This is a genomic window from Prevotella sp. 885 (assembly GCF_002265625.1).
Lineage (GTDB): Bacteria > Bacteroidota > Bacteroidia > Bacteroidales > Bacteroidaceae > Prevotella.
This window is the reverse complement of the sequence record NZ_NOVE01000001.1, coordinates 163464-182655: the sequence shown is the minus strand read 5'-3', so window position 1 is coordinate 182655 and position 19192 is coordinate 163464. Positions and strand designations below refer to the sequence as shown.

At 50.2% G+C, this 19192-nt stretch carries 15 protein-coding genes; 3 read left to right on the top strand and 12 right to left on the bottom strand.

What is annotated here, in order from left to right:
- Nucleotides 1-21: 21 nt before the first annotated feature.
- Entirely contained in the window at nucleotides 22-2031 is a 2010-nt protein-coding gene (locus tag CHL74_RS00690) for a calycin-like domain-containing protein (protein ID WP_094879203.1), read from the top strand.
- Nucleotides 2032-2150: 119 nt separating this feature from the next.
- Here the strand turns inward: CHL74_RS00690 and CHL74_RS00685 are convergent, their stop codons facing one another.
- The 8 genes from CHL74_RS00685 to CHL74_RS00650 all read right to left on the bottom strand — a co-directional run bounded on the left by CHL74_RS00685 (nucleotide 2151) and on the right by CHL74_RS00650 (nucleotide 9905).
- The gene (locus CHL74_RS00685; RefSeq protein WP_094879202.1) at nucleotides 2151-2363 is read right to left on the bottom strand and encodes a DUF3791 domain-containing protein; all 213 of its coding nucleotides are present in this window, start codon (nucleotides 2361-2363) and stop codon (nucleotides 2151-2153) included.
- Between the two features lie 65 nt (nucleotides 2364-2428).
- Nucleotides 2429-2644, bottom strand: coding sequence for a DUF3791 domain-containing protein (locus CHL74_RS00680; protein WP_094879224.1), 216 nt, complete (start codon nucleotides 2642-2644; stop codon nucleotides 2429-2431).
- A 78-nt stretch (nucleotides 2645-2722) separates the two neighbouring features.
- Nucleotides 2723-3880, bottom strand: coding sequence for a MalY/PatB family protein (locus CHL74_RS00675; RefSeq protein WP_094879201.1), 1158 nt, complete (start codon nucleotides 3878-3880; stop codon nucleotides 2723-2725).
- A 7-nt stretch (nucleotides 3881-3887) separates the two neighbouring features.
- Nucleotides 3888-4736 (bottom strand): DUF3737 family protein, encoded by an 849-nt coding sequence (locus CHL74_RS00670; RefSeq protein WP_094879200.1) that lies wholly within the window; start codon nucleotides 4734-4736, stop codon nucleotides 3888-3890.
- 30 nt (nucleotides 4737-4766) lie between these two features.
- Nucleotides 4767-6191, bottom strand: a complete 1425-nt coding sequence (locus tag CHL74_RS00665; RefSeq protein WP_094879199.1) for an MATE family efflux transporter — start codon at nucleotides 6189-6191, stop codon at nucleotides 4767-4769.
- A gap of 95 nt (nucleotides 6192-6286) precedes the next feature.
- On the bottom strand, nucleotides 6287-7276 hold the full coding sequence (gene nadA / locus CHL74_RS00660; protein WP_094879198.1) for a quinolinate synthase NadA: 990 nt from the start codon (nucleotides 7274-7276) through the stop codon (nucleotides 6287-6289).
- Nucleotides 7277-9316: 2040 nt separating this feature from the next.
- Complete coding sequence (locus CHL74_RS00655; protein WP_094879197.1) at nucleotides 9317-9661, bottom strand: hypothetical protein; 345 nt, start codon at nucleotides 9659-9661, stop codon at nucleotides 9317-9319.
- Entirely contained in the window at nucleotides 9651-9905 is a 255-nt protein-coding gene (locus CHL74_RS00650; protein ID WP_094879196.1) for a prevent-host-death family protein, read from the bottom strand. Before CHL74_RS00650 ends, CHL74_RS00655 begins: the two co-directional genes overlap by 11 nt.
- Nucleotides 9906-10166: 261 nt before the next feature.
- On the opposite strand from CHL74_RS00650, the gene mutS reads away from it, so the two are divergent.
- Together mutS and CHL74_RS00640 are read left to right on the top strand one after the other, a co-directional pair.
- Nucleotides 10167-12896, top strand: a complete 2730-nt coding sequence (gene mutS, locus CHL74_RS00645; protein ID WP_094879195.1) for a DNA mismatch repair protein MutS — start codon at nucleotides 10167-10169, stop codon at nucleotides 12894-12896.
- A 99-nt stretch (nucleotides 12897-12995) separates the two neighbouring features.
- Nucleotides 12996-14123: a glycosyltransferase family 4 protein gene (locus tag CHL74_RS00640; RefSeq protein WP_094879194.1), complete on the top strand. Its 1128-nt coding sequence runs from the start codon at nucleotides 12996-12998 to the stop codon at nucleotides 14121-14123.
- Between the two features lie 179 nt (nucleotides 14124-14302).
- On the opposite strand, the gene CHL74_RS00635 is transcribed toward CHL74_RS00640, so the two are convergent.
- From CHL74_RS00635 to CHL74_RS00620, 4 genes are all read right to left on the bottom strand, one after another.
- Complete coding sequence (locus CHL74_RS00635) at nucleotides 14303-15058, bottom strand: lipopolysaccharide kinase InaA family protein (protein ID WP_369597354.1); 756 nt, start codon at nucleotides 15056-15058, stop codon at nucleotides 14303-14305.
- A 16-nt stretch (nucleotides 15059-15074) separates the two neighbouring features.
- Nucleotides 15075-16931 (bottom strand): sulfatase-like hydrolase/transferase, encoded by a 1857-nt coding sequence (locus CHL74_RS00630; RefSeq protein ID WP_094879193.1) that lies wholly within the window; start codon nucleotides 16929-16931, stop codon nucleotides 15075-15077.
- 58 nt (nucleotides 16932-16989) lie between these two features.
- Nucleotides 16990-18129: a glycosyltransferase family 4 protein gene (locus CHL74_RS00625; RefSeq protein WP_094879192.1), complete on the bottom strand. Its 1140-nt coding sequence runs from the start codon at nucleotides 18127-18129 to the stop codon at nucleotides 16990-16992.
- Between the two features lie 63 nt (nucleotides 18130-18192).
- Entirely contained in the window at nucleotides 18193-19155 is a 963-nt protein-coding gene (locus tag CHL74_RS00620; protein WP_094879191.1) for a lysophospholipid acyltransferase family protein, read from the bottom strand.
- Between the last annotated feature and the right edge of the window lie 37 nt (nucleotides 19156-19192).

The window sequence follows — 19192 nt, the reverse complement described above, 5'->3', positions numbered from 1 at the left end:
ACAAATAAAAACAACAAAAGAATGAAAAAGTCATTATTCACAATGGCAATGGCTGCGATAGCCTTAACTGCCAACGCTACCGACTACCTGGGTAACTACAGCAACAACGCTGGAGGACAGACCAGTACCGTGGAAGGTAAGGTAAGCATCGAGGAAGGTGCGGACGGAACAAGCACCGTCACCATCCATAACTACGCTTATGAGGTGTATGGCTCAAAGCACTATGTGGGCAACATCGTGCTCAACGGCGTGAAGACATCCAAGGTGGGCAACGTCACTATCTTCGAAAGCGCCCAGAACGTGGACATCACAGAGGGTGACGTCGACACATATACATGGGAAGGTCCCAGCTACTCGGCTCTCTGCAAGGGCGGTGTGCCCGTAATCTTCAAGGCTGAACTGCGCGGCGACAAGCTCACAGCAGCCTTCAACCTCGACACCTTCCAGGCCATCAAGCGCCGCATAAAGGCCACATTCGGCGAGAACCGCTACACCATCGGACAGATTCTCGGTTCGAACTTCGATGCTTGGCACACAGCCAAATACACTGGAGGTGTACCCAAGAAAGACTACACCAGCGACGAGCCTGACGGATGGCACTCATTCATGAGCGCATCAGGCACTCTCACCGGCTTCGTAAGCAAGAACACACACACATACAAGTCTGACGACGTGCGTCCCGGCGGCAAGGGCACCAGCCTCAAGCTCGTTTCAGGCATCGTAAACGTAGGAATCAAGCAGCCTGCCAACGGAACCATCACCACCGGTCGTCTCCAGGCAAGCGGCTTCACACCGAAGGACACCGGCAACAACTCTACGTCTGATCCTTCTTCAAGCGACGTAGACGGCAACAACGATCCGTTCTTCTCAGCGCTCAGCTCACGTCCTGACTCTATCGCCGTTTGGGTGAAGTATAATCAGGGCACGCTCTCTGAGTCTGACAAGAAGAATTATCCTTACGCCACCATCTCTGCCATCATCAATGACGGCACAAAGATTCAGGACCCGATGGACAAGGAGTATAAGACCATCGTGGCTACTGCCCAGAACAAGGAGATAGCCGAGACCGGCAACGAGTGGAAGCGCATCAGCGTTCCCTTCAACTACGTTTCGGACAACATCGACCCGAAAGCCATCCTCGTAACTCTCTCTACCAACGCCGAGCCGGGTGTGGCTTCAAGCGACGAAAACAATCCTGACGTGCTCTACATCGACGACCTCGAGCTTATCTACAACGCACAGCTCAACAACGTGAAGATCAAGGGCATTGACTTCACATTCGAGCCGAACAAGTATTACTATGACGGTCTGACATTCGACGGCGAGCTTACTGACGCTGACGTAGAGGTAGAGAAGACGGGCAACGGCTCTTACATAAGCCAGACCATCACACGCAGCCCGGCTGAGAAGGGTTATGCCACCGTTACCGTAACCGTAACATCAGGCGACCTCAAGACCGTAAACGCCTACACATTCAAGGTGAAGGAGGCTGTGGCTGAGCCTTCTAAGGACTACACCGGCAACCTCACCATCTCTCTGAACGGCGAGCAGCAGGATCCGGCAGAGGCAACCATCTCTACCATCCAGCACGAGGACGGCACATACGACATCCGCCTCAACCAGTTCTCATTCGGTCCGTTCCTCATCGGCGACGTAACCATCAAGAACGTACCCGCTACAGAGGTGGACGGATGGACTGTCTACACAGCTGAGCAGGACGCTGAAATCACCAACGGCGCTGAAATAGCAGAGGCTCTCGGTGGCAAGGTGCACATTAAGCTCGCAGCTCAGAGCAAGGACGACGACCTTTACGCAGAGATCACGCTCCCCGTTGAGCTTGGCGAGGACGTGATTGATGTATTCGCAGTATTCGGCAACAAGCCCGCTACCGGCATCAACGGCATCGAGGACAACGCCAATACCACCGTTACCGGCATCTACAACGCTTCAGGTATGAAGCTCCAGAAGCTGCAGCGCGGCATCAACATCGTCCGCACCGCTGACGGCAAGACCGTAAAGATTATGAAGTAAACAGCACGATTGAGGTTATAAACAATACATAACCTTATCAAATACTTAAACGAAAAAAACTCCAGCCATTGCAGAAATGCAGCGGCTGGAGTTTTTTTTGTTGAGTGAGAAACACTCTATCATAACTTATTCTTATGTTCGTCCATCAGCAAATTCACCAAATATTGGTCACTACGACAATGCATGTCAGCGATGCCTTCACTCATCATCTTATAAAGATAAGAATCATAAAAGACCTCCAAAGAGTCTTCCAGAGAAAGCCCAGACAACTCAGCAAAGAGTTTAACCACACGAGCATATTTCATCTGAAGGATTGTCTTGTTAGCTTCCATATATTATAATTTTATTTCTTCCGCTTTAATAAAGCGTAAGTTACAGTTAGAGGCGTGATATAGTATCATGGCAAAGCCCCTTTCTTTTTCAACAATCCAATCAAATCGTCCATTATATAGTCCTTTCCAAATGTATGTAAAACATCATAGCAAGGCACTATATATCCATCCAAGAGTCCAGACGAACGCAACATCTTATATACTTTACTTGCGCTCATCTTTAATCGGTCAGCAAGATTGCCAACACAATAGGTTATGAAGTCCAACTGATATTCTTGCATAAGTGATTTTGTTTTTGCAAATATAAACAAAAAAATCGAATTGTATGGCATTGTCAATCCATTGATTTTCAAAATGCCTTACTTCCCTATCCTCTTTATTCCCTCTTCCAGCCTGCTCCACGGGCAAGCCATATTTATTCTTATGAAGCCTTCGCCTTCCTTGCCGTACATGCTTCCGGCGTTCACCCATACGCGGTTCTCGCGCATCAAGCGCTCTTCTATGTGCTCTGACGACTCGCCGAGCGAGCTGCAGTCCACCCATGCCAAGTATGTTCCCTCCATGTTCATAACGGGGAGGTGGGGCAATTCGCGGGCGAAGAAGTTGCGGAGGCGGCGATAGTTCTCCGTCAGGTAGGCACGCAACTGGCACAGCCAATCGTAGCCGCCGTCCGAATAGGCAGCCTGAAGAGCCAGAACGCCGAAGGGATTGACGTCGCAAACCTCATTGATGTTTATGGCACGGTCAATTCTTTCGCGTACAGCGGCGTCGCGGCAGACGATGTTGGCAATCTGTAGGCCGGCTATATTAAACGCCTTAGAGGGCGAACAACACGTCACGGAGCCGTACGAAAGATCGTCGGGGAGCGTGCCGAACGGCGTGTAGCGGTGGTCGCCAAGCGTCAGTTCGCAATGAATCTCGTCCGAAACCACCCGTACGCCATGCTTCTTGCAGAGCACAGCCACACGCTCCAGCTCGTCACGGCTCCACACTCGTCCACCTGGATTGTGCGGATTGCAGAGCAGCAGCAGACGGGCACGCTCGTGCGAGAGGCGCTGTTCGAGGTCGTGGAAGTCGATTTCGTAACGCAGGAGCGCTTTATTATAGATGAGTGGACTACTCGACAGCTCGCAGCCGTTATTGCGTATAGAGGAGAAAAAACAGTTGTATACGGGTCCCATCACCACCACTTGGTCGCCAGTCAGCGTCAGCGCCTTGATGATGGCTGATATGGCTGGCACCACGCCTGAGGTGTAAATGATGTCGTCCCGATGGAAGCGCCACCCGTGTCTTTCCTCAAACCAGCGGCATACAGTCTCATAATAACCATCCGGCACGCGTGTATAGCCGAAGATGGCATGGTCGACACGGCGGCGCAGCGCCTCCGTAATGCCGGGATAAGTCTCGAAGTCCATGTCCGCCACCCACAGCGGAATGATGTCATCACCCGTCGCCGAGTCCCATTTGTACGAGTTGGTGCCACGGCGGCAGGTGGGTTTAGAGAAGTCGTAAATCATAATTATATTATTTTTCTCTGATGCTAACCACGCAGTCAGCCGGCTTCTTTATGTTCTCGTCTATTATCACCTCGCCGATGCTATCCGCCGTGATGCGTCCCGACATCGGATTCTTTATGCTCTTGATGTGTCCGCGGATGTCAGCCTGAACGGTGGAATACTCGAAGGCACGGTCGCATTCGGCATCGAACGTGCAATCCTCAAGCACCAGATCCTTGGCATAGCAGAGCGGCTGTTCGCCGGAGATATGGCATCTTACGAGGCGGAGTCCGCGCGAGTGCCATCCGAGGAACTCACCGTTAAGCTCCGAGTCGTACACCGTGACGTTGTCCACCTCCCAGAACGAGTCCTTCGTGTCAATCTTGGCGTTGCGGATGACGATGTCGCGTGAGTACTGGAACACGTACTTCGAGTCAGAAACGAGTCCGTCCACCTCCACATTGCGGCAGTGCATGAAGGGATAAGTGCCGTCATGCAGCACCACATTCTCCAGCTTCAGGCAGTCAATGCCCCAGAAAGTCTCGTCGGCGTCGTTGATGGTGACGTTCTTCAGCGAGAGATTCTTCATCTCACGGAAGAACTTCGGGCCGTTGATGACGCAGTCCTCCATGTGCATATCGTCCGAATACCATATAGCAGAGCGCGAACCCGGCGCAAAATAACAGTTGCGGATGTCCGATCCCTTGACATGCCAGAGCGGATATTTGCCCTCGAAATAGCAGTTGCGGCAGACAATGTTGCTGCATTCCTTTACGCCCGACTCGCCGAACGTGATGCGAACGTGGTCGAGTTCCGTGTTGTGGATTTCGAAGAGAGGACGCTCTCCACCGAATACCTTATTAGCAATTTTCTCCATAATCGTAATAGTATAATTGGTTTTGTATTTTTAAATCTTTTTCTGCGGCTTCAGCTTCCATGTCCACAGCTTCACGAGGAATATCATGCCACGGAAGCAAAGCTCCAGGCACATCGCCAGCCACACGCCACGCAGCCCCATCGTCGGGGCGAGCAGCGCGGCAAGCGTTATGCGTACGCCCCACATCGAAGCGAGGTTCATGATGCTCGGAGCTATGGTCTTGGCGGCTCCCACGAACACGCCGTAGCAGATGATGGCTGCACCGAACATCGGTTCGGCGAAGGCTTCTATGCGCAGCACCTCCACACCCAGCTGTCTTACCTCCAAAGAGGGAGTCATCATAGCCATCGCAAACGGCGACGCCACGTACATCACCACGCCCATGACCGACATTATCGCTACGCCAAGCCCTACGGAGAGCCATGCGAAGCGCTTCATAAGGTCGTGCCTTCCGGCACCGATGGTCTGTCCCACGAGCGTCGTGGCAGCGTCAGCAACGCCGTAACCGGGCATATAGCAGAGGCTCTCCACGATGATGCCGAACGAGTTGGCGGCGATGGCAATGGTGCCGAGCGGAGCGATAATGATGGTGGTGACGATATAAGCCGACGTCATAATGGTCTGCTGCAGTCCCATCGGCAGTCCGATGTGCATGGCGTTCTTCACCACATTCCACGTCGGCAGGAAGCGTCCGCTGTCCTGACGCAGACAAAGTTCGCCCTTGCGGAAGCACAGTATATACATCGTCACCGTGGCTGCCACAGCCTCCGCCGAAACCGTTCCGATGGCGGCGCCCTCCACTCCGAGTCCCGCGCCGGGCATCATCACCTGCGTGCCAAGCACTTCCATGGGGCGCGTGGGGAAGATAAGGAAGAAATTGAAGAATACGTCCAAAGCCATCATCACCACACTCATCACGCTCGGCACCACCATATTGCCCGAACTGCGGAGCATGCCGTAGCCGAACATCGAGAACTGGAAGGCGGGCAGACCCAAAGAGATGATGGCGATGTAAACGGACGACGTGCTGCAGATGTCCTCTCCCCCACCCAACCATCTTGGCAGGAACGGACTGATGGCAAGCACCGTCATTCCCAACAGCAGGCTAACCACCAGCACGGACATGATACCCTGGCGCAGAGTGGCACGTGCACGTGCGGGGTCGTTGCCGCCAAGCTGATGGCTGACCTGAACGTAGAAGCCGGCAGCCGCAGCCGAACAGATGCTGCCCATCAGCCACATGGTGGTCTCCACCAGTCCGATGGCAGCAGAAGCGGAAGCGCCAAGGCTGCCCACCATCGAAGCGTCGATATACTGCATCATCGTGGTGGTGAGCTGGGCAAGTATGGCAGGCGTGGCAAGACTCAGCACGAGCCTCGCCTGCTGGGAGAACGTCATCGGCGCTCCCTTACGTATCATAGCGAGAAGTATGTCCTTCTTGTTATTGCGATTCATAATAAAGTAATAAAAACAAAGACATGCTTTCCTGTCTTGGCAGAAAAACATGTCTTTCAGCATATATATTCCTTGAAGGTGTGTCTTCGCTCCTGTTAAGACAGCTCCAGCATGCGCTCTATCGGCTTCACGGCGTCGCGTGCTATCTCGGGGTCCACCTCCACAGAGGGCCACTCGTAGCGCAGCGTGTTATATATCTTCTTCAGCGTGTTCTTCTTCATATACTCACATTCGTTGCAAGAGCAGCCTACCCCACCCTCGCTTACTTCAGGCGGAACAGGATAGAACGTCACGTCGGGGCAGCTGCGCTGCAGTTCGTGCAGGATGCCAGCCTCCGTAGCGATGATATATTCCTTTGTCTCGGGATGAGCCTTGGCATAATTGAGCATGGCAGCCGTCGATCCCTTTACGTCAGCCACGGCAAGCACAGGAGCCTTACACTCCAGATGAGCCATTACCACAGCCTCAGGATGCTCCTCCTTGAGCTTCACGATGGCTTCCACGGAGAACTTCTCATGAACATGGCAGCCGCCGTTCCAGAGAAGCATCTGACGACCTGAAACGCTGTTGATGTAATTGCCGAGATTATAGTCGGGACCGAAGATAATCTTCTCGTCCTTCGGGAAAGAAGCCATCACCTTCTCCGCATTGCCTGACGTGACCACCACATCCGTGAGCGCCTTGACAGCCGCCGTAGTGTTGACGTAGCTCACCACCTTGTAGCCGGGATGCTGCTCCTTAAACTCCTTCAGGTCTTCAGCCTTGCATGAGTCAGCCAACGAGCAACCAGCTGTCAGATCCGGGCAGAGCACCTTCTTCTCCGGCGAGAGAAGCTTGCATGTCTCAGCCATGAAGTGCACACCGCACATCACAATCATCTTGGCGTCTGTCTGAGCCGCCTTGCGAGCCAGCGCCAGCGAGTCGCCGATAAAGTCAGCCACTTCCTGCACCTCGCCCACCGTATAGTAATGAGCCAACAGCACGGCGTCCTTCTCCTTGCAAAGACGGCGTATCTCTTTCTTAAGGTCAATCGACTCGTCAACAGGCTCGTCGACAAATCCCTTTTCAGTCCACTCTTTATTCATTGCTTTATTGTTTATACGTTTCGTTCTTTTGGTCGTTCCCACCACTTATCCACAACATCTATATATATTCTCTCTTTCTTTTTTTTAAAAGAAAAAAAATATTATTAGGATGATGTACTGTTAGTATGTTGGTAACTTTCCTGTCTTTTTCTTGCATGTTAAGTTATAAACATGTGAAAGCCTGTTGTCCACAGGCAATCGTAACATCTTCCTGTTGATTATAAGCGTAATAGGCGTGTTATCCACAATATGATGTAGACACGTGCAAAGTTAATAAGTTTATATCTTTTTTCGATTAATAATCGTGGAAAACTTTGTAATATCAGTTTAATAATAGTGTTAGTTATCCACACCCCAACTGCTACTCCCTGTCCCCTGTTGATAAGTGGCGAGTTATCCACAGGCTTCTCCACACGGTTATTAACAGGTATCACAGGGTTATGAACAGGAGGCGGCACGATGGCTGAATCATCTACTTTTGTTTAGTTATATTGGTAACTTAGGAGGCTATGGCGTCTCGCCGTAGCCACGCAGCCTCCAATACCTGACATCAAACAACTTATTATGCTAACCGTTAATGGGTGCATGGCTACGGCGGGACGCCATAGCCTCCTAAGTTTGTATTAACTGCTTATACATAATTACAAAGGATATGCTATTGTTAATATTAGTATATTGATTATCATTCGTTTACGCAGTTATCCACAATTTACGTTAACCTGTGGATAACAAGCGCCCCCTACCCCACCCTTTTCCGCCTGTTTTTCATCATATAAACATGCTTGTAGAATAACTATACGTTGATTATCAGTATACTTATAGAGTTATCCACAGGTATGTTGATAACTATCTGTTGATACCATTCCTACGCCTGTCCTCCCCTATTATTCAAGACAGGCTCATAGAGTGTGGATAACTGGTGTATACGTAGTGTTATCCACAGGCTATATTCCTGTTATATACAGGATTTTCAACGTTAATTGTTAATAACTTATCCTTGTGTTTCAGTATGTTAAGTCAGTTATCAACAATCCTGTTCATAATCCTGTGTGTTGATAATACTGGCGCTTCTGAACAGGAATTGCTTTTGTTTGCCTGTTTTATAACGGAATAAACAGGCTTATACACAGGTATGTTAATAACTATTTGCTGTATACCAATCATTTATAAAGTTACCAACACTAATGTTTATAACTTACATTCGTATGCGAAGACGAGAATAATTCAACATTCCTCGCTCGGCTTTGCCGCTTGCCTAAGCAAGGATTCCTAATTCTTCTACGGTTCCGCCGAAGACGATATTTGCATTTCTAACGCTCAATACTGCCACTTGAGCGCACAACGAAATCTTTGGTGCGAAATTCTTGAGTTTTGAGCGTGCAGCGTCAACTTATTTATTGTCAGTCGTTTATGCGGTTTTTGTATAATGTGTGCAATGATTTGCGTCCTTAAACAGCCACTTTATGCCATCATAGAGCCACTTTTACACTCTAATAGTGCCACTTTTATCATGCAATAGTGCCACTATTAGAGACTAAAAGTGGCACTTTCGTAGTGTAAAAGTGGCTCTATTGATAAGTGATGGTTGCTTTTTAATCGTGAAAGACAAGAAAATCACGTATCTGAATCTCTAGAATTGATTTTTATTTTGTAACATGTTTTTACTCTTTGTACGATATTTGCATTATCCACATGAGTGTGGATAACTTGTGAATAAGGATTTTGTGTGTGCGATAAACAGAAATTGCTGTGTGCGTAACGCAGCGTTTTTGTGTGCGTATGTCATTTCTGGGTGTTGATAAACAGGCAGAAAAATCCTCTCTTTTCAACTCATTTTGTTAATAACTGCATATTGTGTATCAGCCTGTTGCAGAGTTATCCACAGGTTATCCACAATTGTGGATAACTTCGTATGCCTGTTATTGTAGATAACTGACAAACAGGTGTAGATAACTGACAGGATATTGTGGATAACATAAAAAACCGATGATACCAAATAAAGATGGTATCATCGGTTTTGTCATTTAAATATGTGTTTCATTAAAGAGGGAATCCCTCTTCTTTAATGATTTCTTTGAGAATACTGACCTTTGCGGTTGAAGCATTCTCTTTGTCATAAATGAGTAGAAGAACAATCTCTCCCTCCATCTCCTTCGTGATGAAATTATACGTGATGACTCTTGCTCCGCCAGACTTTCCCTTGCTTTTCGACTTTATGGCCATTCGTATTTTGCGGATGCCTGGAGCTAATTCTGCTCCTTGTAGTGGGTTCTCGAGAAGCGTTTTACCAAAGTTTATCAAGTCATCTTTGAACGAAGGGTATTTCTTTGCAAGCTTTTTCGCTGTTGCATCGAAGTAACTTGAGGTTGTAATTCTATAATTCATTTATCAATTTATCAAGTGTATTCAGCTGTTTCTTGCCGGCAACAGCATCCTTTAGTTCACGAAGTGCTCCTCTCAGATCAGCCGCTATGTTTTGTGTTGTTTCAGTAACGGCGTCTGAAGAGGTAACAGGAACAAGACGAAAACTGCCTTCACGTGACTTCAGAATCACGTGTTCACCTGAATTTACCATTGAGAAATATTTGCCCTGATTGGCTCTGAAATCTCTTGCGCTAACTATCATCATGATTATTTTACTTTATGTTTACGCCACAAAGTTAGGTATTATATTTTATATTGGCAACCGTTTTGGTACCAAAAACGGTACCAAACATAATAATTAACAACTAAACTATAGCTTGAGAAGCTTAAATTCATTACCATAAATTTGCGTATCCCGTTTTTTTTTATTTCTTTTGTAAGTTGCAGCCGATACATCTTTATATTTATATCGGGGCTGCATGGTTATTGATACGTAATTAAATAAAAAACAGAACAATCCTAATATATGGTTCAGAAAAAGAAGGATGATGGACTTACGCCGATGATGCGACAGTTTTATTCGTTCAAGGAGGCCAATCCGGACGCTTTATTGCTCTTCCGCTGCGGCGACTTCTACGAGACTTACGCTGATGACGCCGTGGAGGCGGCTAAGATTCTTGGCATTACGCTTACACGTCGCTCCAATGGAAAGAACGCCAATGGCGCAGCTTGCGAGATGGCTGGTTTCCCTTATCACGCTCTCGACACTTATCTGCCTAAGCTCATCCGTGCCGGAAAGCGCGTTGCCATCTGCGACCAGCTGGAAGATCCGAAGCTTACGAAGACCCTCGTAAAGCGTGGCGTTACGGAGCTTGTGACGCCCGGCGTGTCGATGGACGATACGGTGCTGAACTATAAGGAGAACAACTTTCTGGCTGCCGTACACATGACGAAGACGGCATGCGGCGTGTCGTTCCTCGATATCTCTACGGGAGAATTCCTGGTAGGGGAGGGCACGTCTGATTACGTGGAGAAGCTGTTGGTGTCTTTCCAGCCTAAGGAGGTGCTGCACGACCGTCAGATGAAGCGTGAATTCGAGGACAGGTTCGGCAACAGGTGGTGTACGTTCCAGCTGGACGACTGGATGTTTACGGAGCAGAGTTCGCGTCAGAAGCTCCTCAAGCACTTCGGCACGCAGTCGCTCAAGGGTTTCGGTGTGGAGCATCTCACGCTTGGCGTGGTGGCTGCCGGCGTAATCATGCAGTATCTGGAGATGACGCAGCACACCAATATAGGCCATATAACGTCGCTCCGACGCATTGAGGAGGACCGTTATGTGCGTCTTGACAAGTTCACCATCCGATCTTTGGAGCTGCTTGGCAGCATGCAGGAGGACGGTTCGTCGCTCCTTGACGTCATCGACCGCACCACAACGGCGATGGGAGCGCGTATGCTGAAGCGCTGGACCGTATTTCCGCTGCGCGACGTAGCGACGATAGGCAAGCGTCTTGACGTCGTCGAGACGTTCTTCCGCAAGCCCGACTTCCGCCAGGTCATTGACGAACAGCTCCATCGCATAGGCGATATAGAGCGAATAATATCGAAGGTGGCCGTAGGAAGAGTGTCGCCAAGAGAGGTGGTTCAGATGAAATTGGCTCTACAGGCGCTTGTTCCTGTGAAGTCTGCCTGTCTCAGTTCTGACTGCGAAGAAATCCGTTCGATGGGTGACAGGCTCAATCTTTGCGAGAGTCTGCGCGACCGCATCGAACGCGAGATTCAGTCTGATCCGCCTTTGCTCGTGGCGAAGGGCGATGTAATAGCTTCCGGCTACTCAGAGGAGCTGGACGAGCTGCGCTCCATTTCGCGTGGAGGCCGCGACTATCTGCTGAAGATTCAGGAGGAAGAGGCGGCGAGGACAGGCATCCAGTCGCTTAAAGTGGGATATAACAACGTCTTCGGATATTACCTTGAGGTGCGCAATACTTATAAGGACGCCGTGCCACAGGAATGGATTCGCAAGCAGACGCTTGCCAATGCGGAGCGCTATATCACGCAGGAACTGAAGGAATATGAGGAGAAAATCATGGGTGCGGACGAGAAGATTCTCGCCCTTGAGAGCCGTCTCTTCAACGAACTGGTTACGGATATGGCTGAGTTTGTGCCACAGATACAGATCAATGCCAATATCATAGCCCGCATAGACTGTCTGCTTTCCTTCGCAAAGGCGGCGGAAGAGCATCGTTATGTTCGTCCTGTCGTGGCTGACGACGCCCTGTTGGAGATACAGGCAGGACGCCATCCTGTCATCGAAACACAGCTTCCGGTAGGCGAGCAGTATGTTCCGAACGACATAAAACTCGACACGGAGAAGCAGCAGATAATGATAATCACCGGACCAAACATGGCTGGTAAGTCGGCGTTGCTGCGCCAGACTGCCCTTATCACGCTCATGGCGCAGATGGGAAGCTTCGTACCTGCCGACTCGGCACGTATCGGTCTTGTGGACAAGATATTCACACGTGTGGGCGCTTCGGACAATATCTCGTTGGGCGAATCGACGTTTATGGTGGAGATGACCGAGGCTTCGGACATCCTCAACAACGTGACGCCGCGATCCTTAGTGCTCTTCGACGAGCTTGGACGAGGCACTTCCACGTACGACGGCATCTCCATTGCGTGGGCCATCGTGGAGTATCTGCATCAGCATTCGGGCGCTCAGGCCCGCACGCTCTTCGCCACTCACTATCACGAGCTTAACGAAATGGAGAAGCATTTCGAGCGTATCAAGAACTATAATGTGAGCGTGAAGGAGGTGAACGGCAAGGTTATCTTCCTCCGCAAGCTTATGCCGGGCGGATCAGAACATTCGTTCGGTATACATGTGGCAGAGATAGCCGGTATGCCGAAGTCGATAGTGAACCGCGCCAACGCCATTCTGAAGCAGCTTGAGGCGGACAATGCCGGAGTGGGAGTGGACGAGAGTGGGGCAGGGGCATCGGCAGAAGCTCCTTCAGAGAACGCCGCAGCCACTACCGTCACGTCCGTAAAGAGGCGCAAGGGAGGCAAGCTCTCCACGCGCAACATCGCCAGCCAGTCGTCCGTTCAAGGCGTACAGTTGTCTTTCTTCCAGCTGGACGACCCCGTGCTCTGCCAGATACGCGACGAGATAATAGGTCTGGACATCAACAACCTCACGCCCGTGGAGGCGCTCAACAAGCTGAACGAGATAAAGAAAATCGTGACCGGAAGGTCGTGATCTTATAATATAAGCTGTATAAATTCGTTATATAAGCAATAACGAGAGAGAATAATTAAGAAACGAATTGGGTAACAACTTAACTATTTAGAGAAGAATATGAAATGTAAGACACTTGCTGTATCGATGACCAACTCACATCTGCTGAATACAGGTCTTGGAGAGTTTGAGAAAAGCATAGGTATACGCCTTGCAGACAAGGCTCCGATGCTGCTCGATAAGTATGGCATAAAGCTTCTGTTTCTCGTGGATAAGGAGATGGTGGGAGCTTTCGGCGACAATGTCGACTACTACGTCATCAACAAGGTGCGTCGTGAATTGCTGAAGAACAGTCTGTTCACGCCGCTGCGTCGTTGGCTGCTGCCGAGTGTGGATATGGTGCATTGGACCAATCAGTTCTATAAGTTCAGAGTTCGTATTGCTCCGAAGCTACTTGTTACGGTGCACGACTTCAACTTCATGCACAACGAGATAACCGGTTTGCACAAGCGTAAGAAGCTGATGGTGACCACCCGTCGCCTCGATCAGGCTACGCATCTGTCGTTCATATCCAACTTTACAGAGCAGGATGTCAAGTGCTACTATGACTTCAAGCAGCCTGCCCGTGTGATTTGCAATGGCGTTACCAATCTCAATACGAAGACCCAGGAGCAGTATGACAAGGAGCTGGAGGGAATGGGAGTGCCTAAGACTTTCCTTTTCCACATCTCACGCTGGTCGCGCAAGAAGAACGTGATTCTGATACTGGAGATGATGAAGCATCTGCCTGGCGAGCATCTGGTGCTTGCTGGTACGGCAGGGGAGAAGTTTGAGAAGCTCGTTTACGACACCATAGAGAGCCTACAGCTGAAGAATGTCACCGTTGTGGGCAAGGTAACGGGCGAGCAGAAAGCGGCGCTTCTGAGCCGTTGTAAGGGCCTTTTGTTCCCTTCGATGTCGGAAGGTTTCGGTCTGCCGGTAGTGGAGGCTATGTGTTTCGGCAAGCCTTCGTTCCTCACACGCCTTACATCGCTGCCAGAAGTGGGTGGCGACATCAGCTATTACTTCGATTCGCTGGACGCAAAGGATATGGCTGAGACTGTATGTAAGGGACTTGCCGATTATGCCAGCGCACCGGAGGAGAAGGCGGAGAAGCTGAAGCAGCGTGCAGCAATGTTCAGTTGGGACCGCGCCGTAGACGAATACGTGCAGTTCTACATCGACATTTTGTGCGGAAAGGAGAAATAAGTTGAGGGTTGAGGGGTGAGAGTTGAAAGTTGAGAAGTGAGAGTTGAGAGTTATGATTACCATTATTGATAATATCATATACTAAAAAGAGATATCATAACTCTCAACTTTCAACTTTCAATTCTCAACTAAAAGTAATCATAACTCTCAACTTTCACTTCTCAAATCTCAACTAAAAGTTATAAATCCAGCTCGAACGAGATATTGTGTCGCTTCGAGTATTTTGTCCAGAACAGTTTGCGCTGTTCCATTATATTGCTGAGGCAGTCCTCATAATTCATGCCTCGTTCCTTAGCGTAAACCTCAGCTATTCTTTTAAAGAACTTCTTTGAGCCCCAAAGACGGGCGAAATTGGCGCATCCAGCCTTCATTGTAACCTCGCCGAAGTACATGCGATTGATGTCGACAACGGAGAAGTGGTATTCTCCCTTGTCGTCCTTCTGCCATAGGATGTTGCCCGGCGAGTAGTCGCGATGGAGCAGTTGCTCCTCATGCATGTGAGCGGTGAAGCGTGCGAAGGCTTCTGCGAGCGGTAGGCACTCCTCTTCCTTCATCTTCACCACCTCGTAGAAGCGGTTAGGGTAGGGGCATTGCAGGCTGATGAAGTACGATTCCTTCAGTATTCCCATCACACGGTTCTCAATGTAAGCCACAGCTTCGGGAGTTTCCACGCCCTTTGATAGCAGTATGGAAGGGTATTCGTAGGCTCTTTGTCCTTTTGGAGTGCGAAGGGAGGTGGAGTAGATTATGGCGTTAAGGAAGTGCGGAGCGTGATATCGCTTTACGTTCACGGTCAGTCCGTCCGGCGTCTGCATCACCTTTATGAGGTTTCGTCCGTTGTGTATGGTTTCGCCCTCATGCTCCATGCGTTCCGGTATCGACTCGATGAAGGGTCTGAGGTGGGCGTATTTGTCGGCTATTCTTATTGACATCATTTGTCTTCTGTTTTTATTATTGCATTGTTTTAGGGTTCGTGTCGAGGTCGTCGTCCTCAATACGGATGCGTCCGTCGTATGTGAGCAGCTCGTTACGCTTATATTTGTATGACGTTGAGGCTATTGACTGCGCCCGGTCGTATCGGTTTGACCGTACGTCAAGGATGCCGCAGACAAGCTCATACACGAGGTCGTTGGTGAAATAGCGGTCGCTATTGGCTTTCAATGCCTCTGCAACGCCGGCATGTTGCTTTCTGTATTCGTCAGAAAGATACGTCCAAAGCGGTATGCGAACCATCTTGAAGCCGAGGAAACGCGGCGAACGACGCATGTCGGGGATGCCTCCGTGGTCAGAGAAATAAATCATAGACTGGAGGTTGAGCTTCTGTTTGGCGTAACTATAGATACGCTCAAGCACGTGGTCGGTGTAGCGGATGGAGTTGCGATAACACTCCACATCGCCCCCGTCGGTACGCAGTCCGTGCTCTTTGGCGAACGATTCGGGATATCGGTTCTCGTAATTGAAGTGCGAACCCTTGAGATGCAGCACCACGAAGTTGTCGTCTTTAGGATTTATCTCGTCCAGGAAGCTCAGCAACGACTCGTCAAACTGCTGTATGCCGCCCTCCTTCTTCACCCATTTGGCTGTGTCGGAGGTCTGCGCCACGAGCGTCACGGAGGTGTCGTTGATGCCTATATAGCTCTGATTGCTATACCATTTGGTCACGTATCCGGCTCGTCTTGCGATGTCGATGATGGAGCAAGAGTCGGCGAAAGGCTTGTCATTATATTGGTTTCGCTCGGTCAGGACGCGCTCCAAGGAGGGCACGGTCTGCATGGCACATGAGTAAGCGTTGGGGAAAAACACGAATCCCGAATCCTTCTGCTTCCTCATCTGCGTCTCCCAAGGCGTTGTTTCCCAAGGCTGTGAGGGAGAGAAAGCAGACATATAGTCGCGGCAAGCCGACTCGCCTATTACCATTATTATGGTCTTTCCGCGTCTTGGGCTGTCGTTAAGCTTCTCCACTTCCAGCGTTTCAAGGCGCTGCTTCATGCCCGTACGATAACCCATTGTGCTGCGATTATACGTTCGTACGTCGATGTAGAGCGTCATTATACCGGTGCGGACGAAGAGTCCGTGGCGCGGTTTCCAGATGTATGTGGTGAAGTAAATGAATATGGCGATGATGAAGAAGGCTGCCGCTGCCGTACCGATGGACGTGGCTGCCTCATGCAAAGGGAAGGTTGGGGCAGAGGCGTTTGCCGCTATGCAGAGAGCAATGATGCCACCAATGGAGACGAATGACAGCGCTGTCTTCCATATCGGGAACGACTTTACGAACTCGCGTGCCTCGCTCCAGTAAGTGTTTACAAGCGGCTGCATGCCTGCTTCGTCCACGCAAGTGCGATAAACGGCGTAATATACTGCCTGTGCGAGTGGTATGATGACGAGCGCAGCCTCCACTATTCCTACCACGATGGCAGCCGCAATGGGGGAGAACCATGCTATGATGTTCTGCAATGCCGTCAGCCAACCGAAGAGATAGATGCCGAAAGCGATGTCCATGTGGTTGTCATAGTCGGGCGAAGATGAGCGGTGGGTAAGGTCATACGTGACGTTATATACCGTCATCCACAGCAAAGCCGTAAGGAATGAGGCAGCGATGGCGGTGGAGCAGGGCATGATCAACGCTTCGCGCAGAAGGTTATCGCTGTGTCCAGCCAGCACAGCAGCCTCCATTGGGATGACAGCCTGAAGCGCTGCGAGAAGGTAACGTCGCTGCTGCTGACCCCGCGAGTTGCGTGCCAGTCCCATATTATAGCGCAGGAAGACAAACAGTCCAACCCCGAAGAGTATGAAGAGTATTAGCATTTCTGAATGATTATGATATGAATTTTGCCGGCAAAGCCATACGTAAATGATATATAGCCTACAGATTGACGAGTTTCCTATACACCTCCATCACCTGCTTTGCCGTGTCCTTGTTCTCGAATCGCTTCACGTATTCGCGGCTACGCATGATGCGAAGGTCGCGTTGTTCGGCTCCGCGCAAGGTCAGCTTGATGGCTTCGGCGCATTCTTCGGGGCTGTCAGGGTTTACGTAAAGGCAGTCAGGACCGCCCGCTTCCTCCAGACACGATCCCGTAGCAGCCACCACCGGCAGTCGGCTCTGTATGGCTTCGATGATGGGAATGCCGAATCCTTCGTAGCGAGAGGGATAGACAAACGACTCTGCCAGCTGGTAAATGGCATGCAGAGCGTTGTTTTCCACGCCTGAAAGCATGTGCAGACGGTGCGCCACATTGTTCTTCTCAGCCCATTTCTCCACCTTGTCAGCATACTTCGTGCGTCTTCCGACCACCACCAGATGGATGTCTTCGGAAAGGTATTTGAGGGCTTTCACGGCGAGCAGCACGTTCTTTCGCTCCTCGATGGTGCCCACGTTGAGCACGAACCGTTCGGGAAGGTTGTATCTGCGGCGTGTCTCGTCAGCCGCTTCCTCGCTTACCACGTTGGCGAAGCGAACGCCGCAACTCTGATAGATGATGTCTATGCGCTTTGGATTGACGCCTCCAAGCTCCACGATGTCCTCCGCCGTGCGGCGCGAAATGGCTATTATACGGTCAGCTTCGCGGCAGGTAAGGTGGAATTTGGCGCGATACATCATCACGTCAATGGGATTATAGTATTCGGGATGGCGCATGAATATGAGGTCGTGTATGGTCACCACGCTCTTTATTCCCGACTTCCTGATGCCTATAGGCAGCTCGCCGGACAGTCCGTGATACAGGCTTACGCCGTCCTTCTTAAGGTCGCTTACGATGCCCCAGGAGCGCCACAAGGCTTGCGCTATGCCACTTTTCGCACTTTTGGGATAAACATATCTCATTCTTTGCGACATGCTCACCTGCTCTCTGAGGTCTTCACGTCCGTATGAAGGCGTGTAGAGGAGCATCTCGCAGGCTTCGGGAAGAGTGCGGGAGAGGTCGTTGACAAGAGTGCGCGAGTAATTGCCAAGTCCGGTAGTGTTGCGCACGAGTCGCTTGGCATCGTATGCTATTTTTGTCATGATATTGTTATTTTAAGTCAACTGATTGCTTGACGTTGTCTCTTTATTAGCGCTATGGGCTCTTTATTGTTTGCGCGGCATGGTCTTGCCGTCCACTATCACGTATTCTTTGTCGAACTGTTCGTGGCTACGCTTCCATCTGTTGTGGGTCCAGAGATAGTAAGCTGGTTCGCGGCGGATGGTCTGTTCGAGGAGCTGGAAGAAGCGTCGGGTGAGTTCGTGCTCTTTCCATTCTGCCGGATTGCGCGTGATAAGGTGGAGCGTGGCTGTGTAATATCCTCTCTTGGGTCGTTCAAGGTCGATGTAGAACACGGCGTTGTTCATCTTTCGCATGATGCGTTCTGCACCCGTAAACACTCCTGTGTCGTGATTGAGGAAGTCCAGCCATAAGTGGATGTTGGCGTAACGCGGTCCCTGATCGGCTATATATCCGCAGAAAGAGCGTATGTTCTGGCGTCGCAAAGTAACGATATGGCGTAGTATTTCGTTCTTCGGGATGACGATGCTTGACGGTTGCGACGTGCGGATCTTCTGGAACAGCTTGTCTGCCCATTCCGAACGCAGCGGTTTGTAGATGAGACCCATCTTACGGTTCTCTGGGAATGCGATGCCTGTGCATGAGAGCCACTCCCAGTTGCAGTAATGTCCGAGGAACGCAGAGCAGTCCTGTCCTTCCTGGAAGCACTTCTCCACCTCCTCCGCACCGACGATTTTGAGTCGCTTGCGTAGCTCCTTGTCGCTGATGTTCAGCAGCTTGAATGTCTCTACAAAGTAATCGCAGAGCCATCTGTAGAAGCGTCTTTCCAGCTTCAGACGCTCCAGTTTAGTCTTCTCGGGGAAGGATGTGGCGAGGTTTCGCCTTACTATGCGTCGGCGATAGCGCACAAGATGGTAAAGTATGACGAACGCCACGTCACTAATGGCGTATAAAAACCAAAAGGGCATGAGCCCTGCGATAACTCGCAAGACTCTCACCCTTTTCGAATCCTTTTCGTTTGTATGTTGTTGAGGAGTGTTATTGCCCATACGTAGTGTATTGTTCAGTATTTCGTTTCAGTTTCCT